General features: G+C 45.8%; 10 protein-coding genes. 4 read left to right on the top strand and 6 right to left on the bottom strand.

Annotated features, from left to right (window positions below; all coding sequences use genetic code 11):
* The first annotated feature begins 88 nt into the window (after window positions 1-88).
* From leuS to holA, 3 genes are all read left to right on the top strand, one after another.
* Window positions 89-2,686 (top strand): leucine--tRNA ligase, encoded by a 2,598-nt coding sequence (gene leuS, locus ACJJIF_RS19400; RefSeq protein WP_444929918.1) that lies wholly within the window; start codon window positions 89-91, stop codon window positions 2,684-2,686.
* 85 nt (window positions 2,687-2,771) lie between these two features.
* Complete coding sequence (locus ACJJIF_RS19395) at window positions 2,772-3,296, top strand: LPS-assembly lipoprotein LptE (RefSeq protein ID WP_444929917.1); 525 nt, start codon at window positions 2,772-2,774, stop codon at window positions 3,294-3,296.
* Window positions 3,297-3,309: 13 nt separating this feature from the next.
* Window positions 3,310-4,314, top strand: a complete 1,005-nt coding sequence (holA, locus tag ACJJIF_RS19390) for a DNA polymerase III subunit delta (RefSeq protein WP_444929916.1) — start codon at window positions 3,310-3,312, stop codon at window positions 4,312-4,314.
* A gap of 123 nt (window positions 4,315-4,437) precedes the next feature.
* Here holA and ACJJIF_RS19385 read toward each other — a convergent pair whose 3' ends face one another.
* Window positions 4,438-5,646 carry a hypothetical protein gene (locus ACJJIF_RS19385; RefSeq protein WP_444929915.1) on the bottom strand — a complete coding sequence of 403 codons (1,209 nt, stop codon included), beginning with the start codon at window positions 5,644-5,646 and terminating at the stop codon, window positions 4,438-4,440.
* 214 nt (window positions 5,647-5,860) lie between these two features.
* On the opposite strand from ACJJIF_RS19385, the gene ACJJIF_RS19380 reads away from it, so the two are divergent.
* Window positions 5,861-6,169 carry a hypothetical protein gene (locus ACJJIF_RS19380; RefSeq protein WP_444929914.1) on the top strand — a complete coding sequence of 103 codons (309 nt, stop codon included), beginning with the start codon at window positions 5,861-5,863 and terminating at the stop codon, window positions 6,167-6,169.
* Between the two features lie 405 nt (window positions 6,170-6,574).
* Here the strand turns inward: ACJJIF_RS19380 and ACJJIF_RS19375 are convergent, their stop codons facing one another.
* From ACJJIF_RS19375 to ACJJIF_RS19355, 5 genes are all read right to left on the bottom strand, one after another.
* Window positions 6,575-9,214 (bottom strand): hypothetical protein, encoded by a 2,640-nt coding sequence (locus ACJJIF_RS19375; protein WP_444929913.1) that lies wholly within the window; start codon window positions 9,212-9,214, stop codon window positions 6,575-6,577.
* 250 nt (window positions 9,215-9,464) lie between these two features.
* The gene (locus ACJJIF_RS19370) at window positions 9,465-11,264 is read right to left on the bottom strand and encodes a hypothetical protein (RefSeq protein WP_444929912.1); all 1,800 of its coding nucleotides are present in this window, start codon (window positions 11,262-11,264) and stop codon (window positions 9,465-9,467) included.
* A gap of 345 nt (window positions 11,265-11,609) precedes the next feature.
* On the bottom strand, window positions 11,610-12,812 hold the full coding sequence (locus tag ACJJIF_RS19365) for a hypothetical protein (RefSeq protein ID WP_444929911.1): 1,203 nt from the start codon (window positions 12,810-12,812) through the stop codon (window positions 11,610-11,612).
* A 1,458-nt stretch (window positions 12,813-14,270) separates the two neighbouring features.
* The gene (locus ACJJIF_RS19360) at window positions 14,271-15,086 is read right to left on the bottom strand and encodes a hypothetical protein (protein ID WP_444929910.1); all 816 of its coding nucleotides are present in this window, start codon (window positions 15,084-15,086) and stop codon (window positions 14,271-14,273) included.
* Between the two features lie 1,458 nt (window positions 15,087-16,544).
* On the bottom strand, window positions 16,545-17,726 hold the full coding sequence (locus tag ACJJIF_RS19355; protein WP_444929909.1) for a hypothetical protein: 1,182 nt from the start codon (window positions 17,724-17,726) through the stop codon (window positions 16,545-16,547).
* Window positions 17,727-17,771 lie beyond the last annotated feature (45 nt).

Raw genomic sequence — 17,771 nt, 5'->3', positions numbered from 1 at the left:
TCTCTAACTATTGTCACGCGCTCACCGCCCCAATAAACACTGAATAGTTTCCCGCAAATTTTGATCACAGAGTATAGGTCCCGAATCGATGGAAGAGCAGTACACCCCCTCCGCAGTCGAAGCTTCCGCCCAGGAGTTCTGGGAGGCCGAGAAGAGCTTTGAAGTAAAGGAAGACGCCGGCAGGGAAAAATTCTACTGCCTATCCATGTTCCCCTACCCCAGCGGCAAGCTGCATATGGGGCATGTGCGCAACTACACCATTACCGATGTAATTACTCGCTATCAGCGCATGCAGGGTAAAAACGTATTGCACCCCATGGGCTGGGACGCGTTCGGTCTGCCCGCAGAGAACGCCGCGATCCAAAATAAGACCGCGCCAGCCAAGTGGACCTATGCCAATATCGAGTATATGAAGGGCCAGTTGAAGGCCCTCGGCTTTGGTTTTGACTGGTCCCGCGAACTGGCCACCTGCCAACCCTCCTACTATCGCTGGGAGCAGTGGTTCTTCACCCGCCTCTACGAAAAAGGCCTGGTCTACAAGAAGAACTCTGCGGTGAACTGGTGCCCCCACGACCAGACCGTACTGGCCAATGAACAGGTAGAAGATGGCGCCTGCTGGCGCTGTGGCACCACCGTTGAGCGCCGCGAGCTGGCCCAGTGGTTTATCAAGATCACCGATTATGCCGAAGAGCTGCTCGAAGACCTGGACAAACTGCCCGAGTGGCCCGAGCAGGTGCGCACCATGCAGCGCAACTGGATCGGCAAGAGCCGGGGAGTAGAGCTGAGCTTTGCCCTGCCCAAATCTATTGCGGGCATGGACCACTTCGATGTGTACACCACCCGCCCGGATACGCTGATGGGTGTCACCTATGTCTCCCTGGCTGCCGAGCACCCTATCGCCCTGGAGCTTGCCGAGTCCAACCCCGAACTCAAAGCCTTTATCGCCGAGTGCAAAAAGCAGTCCCTGTCCGAAGCCGATATGGCCACGATGGACAAGAAAGGCATGGATACCGGGCTCAAGGCAATTCACCCCATCAGCGGTGAAGAGGTCTCCGTATGGGTGGCCAACTATGTACTGATGGATTACGGCTCCGGTGCGGTGATGGCAGTACCGGCCCACGACCAGCGCGACTGGGAATTTGCGCAAAAATACCAGCTGCCGGTGATACAGGTTATCGCGGCTGCCGAAGGCGAGTCTGTCGACCTGGAGCAAGAGGCCTATACCGAGAAAGGCAAACTGGTAAATTCCGGCAATTTTGACGGCCTGGATTTTGATGGCGCCTTTACGGCGATCTCCGAAGCACTGATTGCCGCAGGTAAGGGCCGGGTTAAGACCAACTACCGCCTGCGCGACTGGGGTGTCTCCCGCCAGCGCTACTGGGGTGCGCCCATCCCCATGTTCAACCTGGCCGACGGCGGCGAGATCCCAGTACCCGCAGACAAACTGCCGATCCTGTTGCCGGAAGATGTCGAACTCGACGGCGTTCAATCGCCCATCAAAGCCGATTCCGAATGGCGCAAGGACGAACTCAACGGTACACCCGTAGAGCGTGAAACCGATACCTTTGACACCTTTATGGAGTCGAGCTGGTACTACGCCCGCTACACCTGCCCCGATTTTGAAGAGGGCATGCTGGACCCGGACCGCGCCAACTACTGGCTGCCGGTCGACCAGTATGTCGGCGGTATTGAGCACGCCATTTTGCACCTTCTCTACGCGCGCTTCTTCCACAAGCTGATGCGCGACGAGGGCCTGGTCAACAGTGATGAACCCTTCAAGAAGCTGCTGTGTCAGGGCATGGTGTTAGCCGAATCCTTCTACAAAGAAGAGCACGGCCACAAGACCTGGATCAACCCCGCCGATGTGGATGTTGAGCGCGATGACAAGGGCAAGCCCACCAAAGCGATTGAGCGAGCCAGCGGCGAACAGATCACTGCCGGCGGCGTGGTGAAGATGTCCAAGTCCAAAAACAACGGCATAGACCCCCACGCTGCGGTTGAGGAGTACGGTGCCGATACCGTGCGCCTGTTCACCATGTTTGCCGCGCCCCCGGAGCAGACTCTGGAGTGGCACGATGCCGGTGTGGAAGGTGCCAGCCGCTTCCTGCGCAAACTCTGGAAAACCGTTCACGCGCATATCGCTGCGGGTTCCAGTGCAGCGCAGATCGACCAGCAGTCCCTCAATGACAAGCAACAGCAGCTGCGCCGCAAAACTCACGAGACCATCCAAAAAGTGGGCGACGACTACGGCCGCCGCCAAACCTTTAATACCGCTATCGCTGCGGTTATGGAACTGCTCAATGAGGTTGGCAAGCTGGCGGATCGCAGTAGCGAACAGGGGCTGGCCGTAGAGAGAGAAGCCCTGCAAGCAGCGGTCCTGCTGCTGGCTCCGGTAACGCCGCATATCTGCCACCAGCTGTGGCAGGTGCTCGGCAATAGCAACGCCCTGATCGATGCCCCCTGGCCGCTAGTCGACGAACAAGCTCTGGTGCGCACCTCGATTACCTTGATCGTTCAGGTCAATGGCAAGGTGCGTGCAAAACTGGACGCGCCGGCTGATGCGGACAAAGAGAGTCTGGAAAAGCTCGCCCTTGCCGATGAAAACGTCCAGAAATTTATCGGTGAAGCTACGGTGCGCAAAGTGATCGTGGTACCCGGCAAACTGGTAAATATTGTCGCCAAATAAAGATCCGCAACAAGATCGCCGGGAGTCTCACTCCCGGCCCGCTTTAGTCTGCTTCCTATAGCCGACAAGACCAAGGCAAGTCGTTATGAAAACCATCGCAAGTCGAGCCGCCACTCTCCTTCTCGCTATCACTATTGCCGGTTGCGGGTGGCATCTAAGAGGCGCACCTAAAAATTTCCCGCCCGGAAGCACACTCTATATCTCCACAGAAAATCCGCGCAGTGATACCGCAGAGCAATTAACCCGGCTGTTAAGAAATGCGGGAGTATCCATGGCAGAGTCTCCTGCGGACTCCGACTATTCACTGGTAATTCACCAGGAAACGGACAGGAAACTGACCGTCGCCGTAGACTCTGAAGGGCGAGCATCGGAATACGAACTGATCAGCAGTGCTATTTATAGCGTGCGCACCGGTACCGGCCAGGTTCTCCTCAGTAAAGCCAAGGCCGATGTTTACCGCACCTTAGAGTGGGATGTCGATGAAATTGTCAGTAAGAGTGAAGAGGAAAATACCCTGCGTGCAGAGATGCAGCGGGAGCTTATTGGACGAATTATTGACCGCTTGCGACGCATTGATGTCAACGCACCTCTAGAAGATAAAAGTTACTAGGTTAGTCCTGCCAATGCGCATCAATCCCCAGCAACTACAGCAAAACCTAAAAAAAGGTCTCGCGCCAATTTATATTATCTCTGGTGACGAGCCCTTAATAGTCCAGGAGTGCTGTGATTTAGTCCGCTCTACGGCCAGGAAACACAACGTCACCGAGCGCGAACTGATTCATGCAGAGCACAACTTCGACTGGGGCACGCTGCTTGCCTCAGCCGGCAATATGTCTCTATTCGCCGAAAAAAAGCTGATAGAAGTGCGTGTACCCGGGGGAAAACCCGGCGATAAGGGCAGTAAAGCCCTGCAGGAATTTGCCGCCCTGGCCAATCAGGATCTGCTCTTGTTACTGGTACTGCCCAAACTGGACAGGTCACAGCTCAACAGCAAGTGGGTAAAAGTCCTGGAGCAATCTGGAGTACTGGTCCAGGTATGGCCGGTAACCGCCCAGGAAATGCCCCGCTGGATAAACCAGCGCCTTGCGGCAGCCAAGCTTTCCGCAGAGCCCGAGGCAGTGCAAATACTGGCCGAGCGGGTCGAGGGAAATCTACTTGCGGCCAGTCAGGAAGTCGAAAAACTCAAGCTCGCAAACCCCGGCGAACAAATTACCGTAGAAATGATGGAGCACAGTGTTACCAGCTCCGCGCGATACAGTGTTTTTGATCTGATTGATACCATACTCTCGGGAAATGCTGCCAAGGCCGTTAAGACATTAGATGGACTGCGTGTTGAAGGTATTGAGCCCCCGATCGTCCTCTGGGCTATTACCCGGGAAATTCGCACACTGCTCGATATTATGGAAAAGCTCGACCAGGGCCAGCCCCTGGCCCGCTTAGTGAGATTGCAAAAAAGACAACCACTGGTGCAAGAGGCCTTACAGCGGCTCAAGCAGAAGCAACTTGAAAGCCTACTCGTTCGCGCACGCGCTATAGATACGGCAATTAAGGGCGGCAGCGGGCAACAGTCCCCCTGGACCGGCCTATTGGCACTAACCCTTAATTTTTGCGGCCAGCGAATACTCTGAGTAACTTCCCAATAACTCAGCTTACCAGGCCTCTACCCGCTTAAAAAAGATAATGCCAGTCAGCTTAACTGACTGGCATTATTCAACAAGCTAGCTTTCTGCACCCCTACTAGCTTCTCAGAATCAGTTCTGAGTGATACTGGCAAAGTTACCCGTGCCACCTAAGAAGGTATGCCCCCCCTGAATAATATTGGCCGTGTTCAATGTGCTGGTCTGATTTATGGTTGCAATATTATCGCGGCCTTCCTGACTAACATAAGCAGAGAGCTCAAGGCCCGACTGAACGACAGTAACCAGGCTATCAAAAGTAACCCCCTGCTCAATTTCCGCCAGGTTTAAGTCGCCAAACTGATCAATATCAGTAATATCGGAACTACCAGCAGATTCACCAAAAGCCTGATTGCCGATACCAATTTGGTCGACATCCAGCAGATTGGAAGATCCAATCTGCGTAAAGCCTATAGTATTGTTATTGCCAGTCTGTACCAGATTCACGATACCGCTTGCACCGCCTTGACTTACATTAGCCAGATTATTCGCTCCATTCTGGTTAATATTAGTAATAAGAGGACTGCCCCCCCTCTGATAACCAAGAGCAACGTTTGAATAACCCAACTGCAAGACAGTAAACGTATTGCCAGAACCATATTGTGCAAGATCAAGCGAGTTAAAATCACCACTCTGCAATAGATTTAGGGTGTGTTCATCCCCCTCCTGATAAACCGTCGCCGAGTTAGAGTTGCCCACTTGGCCACCGACAAAACCATCGGGCGAAGACGGCCAAGTACTGGCCCAAATAGCATTGCCATTACCCAACTGCGCGCTGGAAAAATAGTTACCATACACCTCCTGCCGCAGGCCCACGATATTGTCACTCCCCTCTTGGTACATTTCTGCGCTATTGTGGCTAGAATCGTTAATCGCAGTGCCCTGGGTTAAGTAGATCATATTCTCACTGCCAAACTGCGCAGTATAAGCCGCATTACTGGAACCGACCATTTGCTGAACCGTTGCGAAATGCCCTTCCCCCTCCTGATAAGTCTGCGCTGTACTATCTATTTGTAGCGTCTGCTCAACGGAGGTCAGGTTTCGATCACCAACCTGAGTTTGATCGGTATGATTACTGTCATCTGAATTCTGCTCGGCAAAAGCCCGGTTATTATTACCGTCCTGCCATTGAAGAATCACATTATTAGTTGCAGCAACCCCTTGAAAAGCTTCTGCATAGTTATCCTCACCAAACTGCACCTGTTCACTGTGATTACCATCGGCCTGAGCCTGACCTACACCAACGAGCAAAGCAATAGTCGCAACAAGTTTAATCCTCTTCATTTATCAATCTCCCCCAAGTTAAAATTTTAAATACGGGCAAAAAGTGTAATACCTTAACCACACCGACCAGATCACTTGGCCATCGCCGAATTGCGCGACAAACCAAAACTTCACCATCAAACTCGATAATTTTTCCAGGAAATATTTAGCCAACCCAGCCAATCAATATCATACACAGTAGACATTTATTTCATTTTTGAGGAGAGGCGAAGGATTGGCGTTATTACAGGCAGCATATCTTAAAAAGATTACCACCCCAATAAAAAACAAACTAAAAGGACGCCAACCTCTGCACTACTATTGTGATGATATCACAATAAAGAAACCGACCGACAACCCCATAACCCCCCTAGCTTACAGAGAAATCACGCAGTTATTCAGAAGTGCTTTAACTAAAAGTTATAAAAATGAAAGCCTTGCGCCATATTACTATAAAGCCAATATCAGACCGCTTGTCTGCCTGGTACTAGCCCAGCAAAAAACATCCCTGAAAGCACTGATCGCATTCAATATACTGGACTAACTTATAGTTACAATATTATTCCAACTCTATTGGACAATATAAACAGATTGCTCAACACCAAACTGGAGCACAGCAGCCAGGCTGAAGAATTCTTGCCCGGTTTAAATTTTCAATGCCCTGAACAGCTTTACACATAAAAACCAAGTCCCGTATAAGTCGGCGCTAATGGATAAGTTTAAATTCTCCTAATATCTACGGACATTCCCCAGGAAAGACTGAGAAGCAAAAGGCTTATAACAACTCTGCGGATAGATTGTGAGATAAACTAAAAAGCAGCGATAGAAGTCACAGACAGCGAGTAAGACAATAAGATTTGCGCTATTTTTAGTAAAGCGGGCTTTAAGTATCACCATTAAAAACCAGTGCCAGTTAGCTTAACTGCCTGGCACTGGTTAAGGAAACTACTTAGAAAGCTGCAGATGTCCCACTACCGCCTTGTGAGACGGTGGCGTAATTGCTGTTGCCAGTCTGCATGATACTGGCCGTGTTTAGTGCGCTAAACTGACTAACCATAGCAATATTATCGGAACCGGTCTGAGCAACATAAGCCGAGTGCTCAGAGCCATTCTGATACACGGTGATCATATTGCCAGCACCAACCTGATAGGCCTCGGCCAAATTTAACTCACCGACCTGATCAATATCTACATTATTGGCAGTACCATCACTGTAACCAAAGCTATAGTTACTATCGCCGTTTTGATCAATATTTACCAGATTAGCATCTCCATACTGAGCAAATTCAGTAGCATTATCCGCTCCAGATTGCTCCAAATAAGCGGTATGGTTAGTCTCATTCTGGCTAATATTGGCAATATTATTATTTCCTGACTGATACCCCCAAGAAGTGTTTGAAGAACCCAACTGTATGATGGTAGATATATTGTCGGCACCATACTGTGTGAGATTTAAAAAATTAGCATCACCTTCCTGCAATAGCTTAGCGCCATTCTCAAAACCATCCTGGTAACTATAGGCAGCATTATAATTACCTAATTGACCACCCGTAAAAGGGATAGGTTTGTACCAGGGGCTACTCCAAATGGTGTTGTTTTCACCATACTGAGTGCTAACAAAGTCATTATTTTCGCCTTTTTGTTGATGCAGAAAAGCTCTGTTACCACTACCTTCTTGGTACCCCTCTACATGGTTGAAATCAGAACCATAGTGTTGAGCTAAACGGAGGATATTCTCACTGCCGAATTGCACAGCATAAGCGCTGTTGTAGGAGCCAAAACTGTTTTTAATCTCGCTTTCGTTGCCCTCCCCTTCCTGGTAACTCCCACCTTCACTATCTACCTGATAATGCTGATTAGCATAGGAAAAATTACGATCGCCGATCTGGGTTTGGTTAATATAACTATTATTTCCTGACTGCAGGACTGCATCAGCATAATTGTTATTACCTTCCTGCCACTGATGGACATCGTTATTAGCTGAACCCTCATTCTGAATAACCTCTGCGTAGTTAGCCTCTCCGAGCTGCGAGACGGTGGCGTAATTACTACTTCCAGACTGCATAATATTAGCCGCATTCAGTGTGCTAAACTGACTGGCAAGTGCAATATTATCGGAACCACTCTGATCAACATAAGCCGAATGCTCAGAGCCATTCTGGGTAACATTGGCAGTGTTATTATTACTTGTCGAATATTCCGATTGTATGATGGTAGCTATATTGCTAACACCATACTGTGTAAGTTCCACAAAATTATTATCACCTTGCTGCAATAGGTTCGCGATATTCTCAAAACCCTCCTGGTAAATATAAGCAGTATTAAAATCACCTGATTGAGCACCCTTAAAAGCATCGGGGTAGGGTATCCAGGTGCTACTCAAGATAGCATTACCATCACCATATTGAGTGCCAACAAAGTGGTTACCGTCCCCCAACTGTCGCAGACCAGCCACGTTGCCATTACCCTCTTGGTGCATCCTTGCGTAGTTAAAGTCGGTTCCAAAGAAATGATTTAAATAAAGTATATTCTCACTGCCAAACTGTGTGGCATAAGCAATGTTGTAGGAGTTTCCCCACTGAGAGATAAAGCTTGTATTATCCTCCCCCTCCTGATAACTTATCAATTCACTGCCTACATCATCATCTTGAGTGGCCTCTACCAAATTTGATGTTCCAACCTGATCGATATTTGCCAGATTAGCATTTTCGGACTGTTCAAATTCTATAGCGTTATAATTACCAGTTTGCACTAGTCTTGCAATATTATCAGCTCCCAATTGGTCAACATCAATATCATTACCAACCCCATTCTGGGTAACATTAGTAACAAGATTATCACCTGACAGATAAACCCTAGACAAGTTTTCAGAACCCAACTGTAAGACAGTAGATATATTACCAACACCATCGAAATGTCTGAGATACAGATAATGACCATAACCGCTTTGCAATAGATTTACGGTGCTCTCAAAACCAGTTACCCAAATATAGCTAGTATGTTCATCGCCTATTTGGCCACCCAAAAAACCATCGGGAGAGGAGTACCAGGTGCTACTCCAAATAGCGTTGTTATCACCCACTTGAAGGCTCCAAAAGCGATTACGGTTCCCCTGCTGGTGCCAAACAGTCGTGTTGCCATTACCCAATTGCCCCACCGATCCGCTGTTAAAGTCGGAATCAGAATCTTGAACCAAATGGCCTATATTCTCACTACCCGTCTGTCCGATCCTAGCCTCGTTATAAGAGCCTGCCCTCTGAAGGAGGGTGCCTAAATTATCATCTCCCGTCTGAGCGATCTCCGCTTCACTACCTACCTGGTCGTCTTGCCAGAGATCGGCCACATTACGATCGCCGATCTGAGTTTGCTCAATATAGTTACTATCTGCGTAACTCTGGATTGCATAAGCCTGATTGTTATTGCCTTCCTGCCACTGATAGGCAGCATTATTAATTGCCTCTGTTATCTGAGTAACCTCTGCGTAGTTAGCTTCTCCGATCTGTGTTTGATCGGCAAAGTTATTGTCGGCCAAAGACTGACTTGAATCAACAAGCAGAGCAATAGCAGCCGCGAGCTTAATTTTCTTCATCTATTAACTCCCCTAAAAATAAACTTTAAATAACAGCAGAGTAGTGCAATACGTTAATCATACTGCACCCGTTACATCTCATAATCGCCAAGTAAACTGCGCGACACAACTAAACACCCACAACCACTTTGAATAATATTTGCCGGACTTCCGGGACTAACTATACGTACTTTCCCGATAAAATCTGCGGGCTTGTTTTTAAATCAGCACCAATTAGCTTAACTAACCGACATTTATTTAAGGGAATTACTTAGAAAACTGTAGATGGCCCACTACCACCCTGCGAGACGGTGGCGTAATTACTGTTTCCAGTCTGCATAATATTGGCCGCATTTAGTGCGCCAGCCTGACTGACGAGCGCAATATTATCGAAACCGGTCTGAGAAATATAAGCCGAGTGCTCAGAGCCATTCTGATACACGGTGATCATATTGCCAGTACCAACTTGATAGGCCTCTGCCAAATTTAACTCACCAACTTGATCAACATCTACATTATTGGCAGTACCATCACTGTAACCAAGGCTGTAGTTACTATAGCCTTCCTGGTTGATATCTACCAAGTTAGCATTTAAAATCTGAGAAAATTCCGCAGTATTAGCTTCGCCCATTTGCACCAGATTTGCAATGTTATCAACTTCAAACTGCTCCAAATAAGCAACATGCTCAGTCCCATTCTGGGTAACATTGGCAGTGTTATTATCACCTGACCATAAATCAAACTCCAACTGTAGGATGGTAGCTATATTACCAACACCGTACTGTGCAAGATCCACAGAATTATTATCACCGTCTTGCAATAGATTTGCGATATTCTCAAAACCCTCCTGGTAAATATAAGCAGTAGTAAAATCACCTTCTTGCCTACCGCTAAAACCATCGGAATCCCCACTGGCCCTGATAGCATTCCTGTCACCATATTGAGCACCTACAAAGTAGCTATTCTTATCCGACTGCTCCAGATCAGCCACGTTTTCATTACCCTCTTGGTAAATCTCTGCGTAGTTGTAGGAATAGTTGAAACCATATTCTTGGTTTAAATTGAGTAAGTTATTATTACCAAGCTGTGTAGCATAAGCACTGGCCTGAGAGGTGGCCGACTGTTCGCTAAAGATTATATTACCCTCCCCCATTTGCACTAGATTTACAATGTTGTCATCGAAATAATCATCAGGTTGGTAACTATGAATATAATTATCAATCCCGCTCTGGGAAAAATTAGCAATCATATTATCTCCTGCTTGATAACTTCTAATATAATTATCAATCCCGTTCTGGGAAGCATTAGCAATATGATTATTACCTGACTGCGAAACCCTTGAGTTATTTTCAGAACCCAACTGCAAGATAGTCGATATACTGCCAGCACCATAGTGCTGGTAGACGGTCAGAGAATGATCATAACCAGTTTGCAATAGGTTTACGGTAGCCTCAAAACCACTATGCGAGATATAAGCATAGTGGTCATCGCCGAATTGGCCACCCAAAAAACCATCCGGAGAAGGGTGCCAGGCGCTGCCCCAAACAGCGCCGTTATCGCCATCTTGATAGATCATAAACCCATTATTATCCCCCTGCTGGTACATAGCAATCGTGTTGCTTCTACCCGTTTGATGCATACTCCCCGAGCTAAAGTCAGAATTAGAATCTTGAACTACATGGGCTATATTGTTACTGCCATACTGAGCGAGATAAGCATAGTTATAGGAGCCTGACTTCTGAAGGAGGATACCTGAATTGCCTTCTATCCACTGATTGCTTCTCGCTGTACTGCCTATCTGCTCGTATTGCCAGATCTCACTCTCATTACGATCGCCGGTCTGATCTTGCTCAATAGAGTTACCATCCGCGTAACTCTGCTCTGCATAAGCCTGATTGTTATCGCCCTCCTGCGACTGATAGGCAGTGTTATTAATTGCCTCCGTTACCTGAGTAACCTCTGCGTAGTTAGTCTCTCCGGTCTGCACTTGATCAGAAAAATTGTTATCCGCCAAAGCCTGACTTGAACCAGCGAGCAAAGTAATAGCGGTAGCGAGCTTAATCTTCATCATCTATCGATCTCCCTAGAAATAAAATTTTTAAAAACAGCAGAGTAGTGCAATACTTTAATCGTACTGCATTCGTTGTACCTTATGGTCGCCAAGCAAACTGCGCGACATAATCCAATAATCCAATAATCCAATAATCCAATAATCCAATAATCCAATAATCCAATAATCCAATAGCACTTTGGATATTTACAAAATTTTCGCAACTGTATATCGCACAGTGTGACTGTAAGTCATGAAACTTCCGGGACTCTTAAACTATACACACCTTTCCAAAAAAGTTGGCGAGCTCCCTTTTGAATTAGAGTCAGTCAGCTTATCTGACTGACTCTGATTTAAGAGGACTGCTTAGAAAGCAGCAGATGACCCATCACCGCCGCCCTGAGAGACGGTGGCGTAATTACTGCTGCCAGTCTGCATAATATTGGCCGTATTCAGTGCGCTAGCCTGGCTGACAATAGCAATATTTTCGGAACCGTTCTGGGCAACATAAGCTGAATGCTCATAGCCAGACTGGTCCACGGTCATCATATTGCCAACACCAACTTGAGAGGCCTCCGCTAAATTTAATTCTCCAACCTGATCAATATCTACATTATTGGCAGTGCCATCACTGTAGCCAAGGCTATAGTTACTATCGCCATCCTGATTGATATCTACCAGATTAATATCTCCAAACTGAGCAAAGTCCGCAGTATTATTGTCACCCGTTTGCACTAGATTTGTAATATTGCCAGATCCAGATTGCGCTAGATATGCGAAATGATTAGTCTCATTCTGGGTAACATTAGTGACATTATTATCACCTGACTGATAACCAAAAGAATAACTGGAAGAACCCAACTGTAAGATGGTAGATATATTGCCAACACCATACTGCGAGAGTTCCAGAAAGTGAGTGTCACCGCTTTGCAAGAGATTGGCGGTATTCTCAAAACCATCTTGGTAAATAGAAGCAGTGTTATAATAGCCTACTTGGCCACCCACAAAGCCATCGGGAGAGGAGTACCAGGTGCTGTTCCAAATAGCATTGCTATCGCCATGTTGAGTACTGAAAAATTCGTTACCTTCCCCCTGCTGCTGTAGAACACCCATATTGTCACTACCATTTTGGTACATCTCTGCATAGTTGAGATCGGAATAATAGTATTGATCTAAATGCAGCATATTCTCACTGCCAGACTGCGCGGTATAAGCACTGTTGTAGAACCCTGTCCACTGATGGATAGTACTTAAATTACCCTCTCCCTCCTGATAGCTACTCGCCTCACTGCCTATCTGGTTGTCTTGCCAGGTGTAGGTCCAATTGCGGTCGCCGATCTGAGTTTGAGCAATATAATTGTTATCCGCATAACTCTGGTCTGCATAAGCCTGATTGTTATCACCCTCCTGCCACTGATAGGCAGCGTTATTAGTTGCATCTGTTACCTGAGTAACTTCTGCGTAATTGGCCTCTCCGATCTGCGTTTGATCGGCAGTGTTATTATCCGCCAAAGCCTGAGTTGAACCAGCGAGCAAAGCAATAGCAGCAGCGAGCTTAATCTTCGTCATCTATCGATCTCCCTAGAGATAAAATTTTAAATAACAGCAGAGTAGTGCAATACTTTAATGGTACTGCACCCGTTGCACCTCATGGTCGCCAAGCAAACTACGCGACACAACCAAACAATCCACCAGCACTTTGAATACTATTGACAGAATTTCCGCAACCAACCTGACTAATTAATGCCACATTATTTACGCCACTGCATATCGCTATAGCATGGTTATAGATCCAGCCTGAGATATCACCACACAATAGGAATCGATGAGCCACGGTATCCAAATCCTATTATTACCGCCTTCCTGTATCAGATTGAACTGATCGTAAAAGATCGAATTGGGAAGCTTTAGTAGACTGTAATTACCCAGCGGTGAAATCCGAACCAAGCTACCCATAACTGAATCTTTCCTCAATAAAGGAAGATCCCGACCCCCTTACCCTGCAGACAAGTAATCGATTTCACCTAAACCAGAAGCCCCACATGCCGAAAGTGGAAAACAGCGAAAAGAAATAAAATCACCGCCCTCTACTTAGCTGCATCGCCGCAAATAAAAATTAGCAACAACATAGAGAAAATATAGACAACTATAGATAACGATCAACAAACCTTAAATCAGAAGAAAGAATATATTTAGAAAAAAACAAACAAGAAAGCGTAGAACTTTTGCATGAAACACGAGAACCAAAACCCAAAAACATAAAGCACGACAAATCAAACAACCCCACAAAGAAAAAACTTATACTACCCCCACAACCCAACAAATAAAGATAAAATTCTAAACTACTGTCAACACAGCCTTGCGTGGCATTACAGGCCAAACAAAACACCTCAAAATAAAACTTAATTAAAATAAAAACTGCGACACTCACAACTTAAAAACCGCTTCAAACAGCATCAATGGCGCAGCTATCATTGCCAACTTAGCCGGCACTTATTGAACTGGTATTTTATGTTTAGCCAGCGCAGGTATTATCGACCAGAATTTGTCATACCCACGCTACCAAAATGATAAAGCAGTGGATTTAGCTTTTTCATGATCAAACATCCTAAACTTATAAATAGTAGAAAAAGTGTGGGGAATCTCAATAAGTCTACACCAATAGAGCTTGGCAGAAAATTTTTAACTGAGGAGTTACAACCGGGTTAAAGACGCCTACCTTCTGCACTGAGGATTCTGACTCAGCTACAAAAGAATAAAAAACGCTCTACTATCAGCCTGCGTAAGGCCAATCGTATTCAATGGGCTGACGAGGTATTGAGCGGAGAAAAAACATGCTTCTATTAGCCACAACCCCCTAGAAAAGCCCCTATAAAGCAAAGGAGTCAACTGGGGTCAAAAGGATGATACACTTCAGAGTTGAATGCAGGAGGGAATATATAGAGGTGACTGTTACAATAGCAATTAAAGAACTAATGCCAGCCAGCTTAACTGACTGACATTAGCTAAGATAGAGCTAGCTAAAAATTAGTTTTGAGAGATAGTAGCAAGGTTATTGCTGCCAACCTGCTCAACACTCGCCATATTTAATGCGCTAGTCTGATTGATATAGGCAGCATTATCGTAACCACCCTGTCCAACGTGAGCAGAATGCTCAAAACCAGACTGGGCTATGGTGATCAGGTTTCCACTGCCATAATCTTGATGTACTTCGGCCAAGTTCAGTTCGCCAGACTGATCAATATCCACAGTGTTGGCAACACCATCACTATAGCCAAAGGTATAGTTACTGCTGCCGTTTTGGTCGATATTTACCAGATTAGCCTCTCCATACTGAGCAAAGTCAGTAGTATTGAAGTCACCAGTTTGCACTAGATTTGTGAGGTTATCAGTACCATCCTGGTACATATCTGCATAATTAAAGTTGGAGCCAGAGTACTGATCTATATGGAGCATATTCTCACTGCCAAACTGTACGGCATAAGCACTGTTGTAGGAGCCAGAATTCCACTGATGAATAGTGCTTGAGTTACCTTCCCCATCCTGGTAACTCATAGCTTCACTGCCCACCTGGGTACTTTGTGAGGTTTCAGAGCGATTGCGATCACCCAGCTGGGTTTGATCTATATAATTGCCATCGGCGTAACTCTGGTCCGCATAAGCCTGATTGTTATCACCCTCCTGCCATTGATAGGCATCGTTATTAGTTGCCTCTGTTACCTGAGTAACCTCTGCATAGTTGGCCTCTCCGATCTGCATTTGATCCGCAGTGTTATTGTCCGCCAAAGCCTGAGTTGAACCAGCGAGCAAAGCAATAGCGGCAGCGAGCTTAATCTTCGTCATCTATCGATCTCCCTAGAGATAAAATTTTAAATAACAGCAGAGTAGTGCAACACTTTAATGGTACTGCACCCGTTGCGCCTCATGGTCGCCAAGCAAACTACGCGACACAACCAAACAATCCACCAGCACTTTGAATACTATTGACAGAATTTCCGCAACCAACCTGACTAATTAATGCCACATTATTTACGCCACTGCATATCGCTATAGCATGGTTATAGACCCAGCCTGAGATATCACCACACAATAGGAATCGATGAGCCACGGTATCCAAATCCTATTATTACCGCCTTCCTATATCAGGTTGAACTGATCGTAAAAGATCGAATTGGGAAGCTTTAGTAGACTGTAATTACCCAGCGGTGAAATCCGAACCAAGCTATCCATAACTGAATCTTTCCTCAATAAAGGAAGATCCCGATCCCCTTACCCTGCAGACAAGTAATCGATTTCACCTAAACCAGAAGCCCCACATGCCGAAAGCGGAAAACAGCGAAAAGAAATAAAATCACCGCCCTCTACTTAGCTGCATCGCCGCAAATAAAAATTAGCAACAACATAGAGAAAATATAGACAACTATAGATAACGATCAACAAACCTTAAATCAGAAGAAAGAATACATTTAGCAAAAAATAAACTAGAAATCGTAGAACTTTTGTATGAAACACGAGAACCAAAATACAAAAACATAAAGCACGACAAATCAAACAACCCCACAAAGAAAAAACTTATACTACCCCCACAACCCAACAAATAAAGATAAAATTCTAAACTACTGTCAACACAGCCTTGCGTGGCATTACAGGCCAAACAAAACACCTCAAAATAAAACTTAATTAAAATAAAAACTGCGACACTCACAACTTAAAAACCGCTTCAAACAGCATCAATGGCGAAGCTATCATTGCCAACTTAGCCGGCACTTATTGAACTGGTATTTTATGTTTAGCCAGCGCAGGTATTATCGACCAGAATTTGTCATATCCACGCTACCAAAATGATAAAGCAGTGGATTTAGCTTTTTCATGATCAAACATCCTAAACTTATAAATAGTAGAAAAAGTGTGGGGAATCTCAATAAGTCTACACCAATAGAGCTTGGCAGAAAATTTTTAACTGAGGAGTTACAACCGGGTTAAAGACGCCTACCTTCTGCACTGAGGATTCTGACTCAGCTACAAAAGAATAAAAAACGCTCTACTATCAGCCTGCGTAAGGCCAATCGTATTCAATGGGCTGACGAGGTATTGAGCGGAGAAAAAACATGCTTCTATTAGCCACAACCCCCTAGAAAAGCCCCTATAAAGCAAAGGAGTCAACTGGGGTCAAAAGGATGATACACTTCAGAGTTGAATGCAGGAGGGAATATATAGAGGTGACTGTTACAATAGCAATTAAAGAACTAATGCCAGCCAGCTTAACTGACTGACATTAGCTAAGATAGAGCTAGCTAAAAATTAGTTTTGAGAGATAGTAGCAAGGTTATTGCTGCCAACCTGCTCAACACTCGCCATATTTAATGCGCTAGTCTGATTGATATAGGCAGCATTATCGTAACCACCCTGTCCAACGTGAGCAGAATGCTCAAAACCAGACTGGGCTATGGTGATCAGGTTTCCACTGCCATAATCTTGATGTACTTCGGCCAAGTTCAGTTCGCCAGACTGATCAATATCCACAGTGTTGGCAACACCATCACTATAGCCAAAGGTATAGTTACTGCTGCCAGTTTGGTCGATATTTACCAGATTAGCCTCTCCATACTGAGCAAAGTCAGTAGTATTGAAGTCACCCGTTTGCACTAGATTTGTGAGGTTATCAGTTCCAACTTGCGCTATAGAAGCGAAATTATTAGTCTCATTTTGGGTAACATTGGTAACGTTATTATCACCTGACTGATAACCAAAAGAAGCATTGGAAGAACCTAGCTGTAGGACAGTAGTGGTATTGGCAATACCGTACTGTACGAGATCCAACAAGTTAGAATCACCGCTTTGCAATAGGTTAGCTGTATTTTCAGCGCCGTCCTGATAGGTATAAGCAACGTTAAAATCACCTACTTGGCCGCCCAGAAAACCATCAGGAGAGGGGTACCAGGTGCTGTTCCAGATACCATTGTTATCACCATACTGAGTGCTGTAGAAGTAGTTACCCTCACCCTCTTGCTGAAGGACACCCATGTTATCAGTACCATCCTGGTACATATCTGCATAATTAAAGTTGGAGCCAGAGTACTGATCTATATGGAGCATATTCTCACTGCCAAACTGTACGGCATAAGCACTGTTGTAGGAGCCAGAATTCCACTGATGAATAGTGCTTGAGTTACCTTCCCCATCCTGGTAGCTCATAGCTTCACTGCCCACCTGGGTACTTTGTGAGGTATCAGAGAAATTGCGATCACCCAGCTGGGTTTGATCTATATAATTGCCATCGGCGTAACTCTGACTTGCATAAGCATAATTGTTATTACCTTCCTGCCACTGGTAGGAAGCATTATTAGTTGCCTCGGTCACCTGGGAAACCGTTGCATAGTTAGCCTCCCCGAGCTGCACTTGATCAGCGAAGTTATTATCGGCCAAAGCCTGACCGGAACCAGCGAGCAAAGCAATAACAGCAGCAAGTTTAATCTTTTTCATTTACCAATCCCCTTAAAACTAAAATTTCAAATAACAGTAAAATAG

Source organism: Microbulbifer regidiadema (SeqCode), from assembly GCF_052467605.1.
Note: the sequence above shows the minus strand (reverse complement) of the source record. Positions and strands in the feature narration are given on the sequence as shown.

Bases quoted from the DNA above. Each gene is read 5' to 3' on its own strand.
- leuS (WP_444929918.1), top strand. From the start codon at position 89: ATGGAAGAGCAGTACACCCCCTCCGCAGTCGAAGCTTCCGCCCAGGAG.
- ACJJIF_RS19395 (WP_444929917.1), top strand. From the start codon at position 2,772: ATGAAAACCATCGCAAGTCGAGCCGCCACTCTCCTTCTCGCTATCACT.
- holA (WP_444929916.1), top strand. From the start codon at position 3,310: ATGCGCATCAATCCCCAGCAACTACAGCAAAACCTAAAAAAAGGTCTC.
- ACJJIF_RS19385 (WP_444929915.1), bottom strand. From the start codon at position 5,646: ATGAAGAGGATTAAACTTGTTGCGACTATTGCTTTGCTCGTTGGTGTA.
- ACJJIF_RS19375 (WP_444929913.1), bottom strand. From the start codon at position 9,214: ATGAAGAAAATTAAGCTCGCGGCTGCTATTGCTCTGCTTGTTGATTCA.
- ACJJIF_RS19370 (WP_444929912.1), bottom strand. From the start codon at position 11,264: ATGATGAAGATTAAGCTCGCTACCGCTATTACTTTGCTCGCTGGTTCA.
- ACJJIF_RS19365 (WP_444929911.1), bottom strand. From the start codon at position 12,812: ATGACGAAGATTAAGCTCGCTGCTGCTATTGCTTTGCTCGCTGGTTCA.
- ACJJIF_RS19360 (WP_444929910.1), bottom strand. From the start codon at position 15,086: ATGACGAAGATTAAGCTCGCTGCCGCTATTGCTTTGCTCGCTGGTTCA.
- ACJJIF_RS19355 (WP_444929909.1), bottom strand. From the start codon at position 17,726: ATGAAAAAGATTAAACTTGCTGCTGTTATTGCTTTGCTCGCTGGTTCC.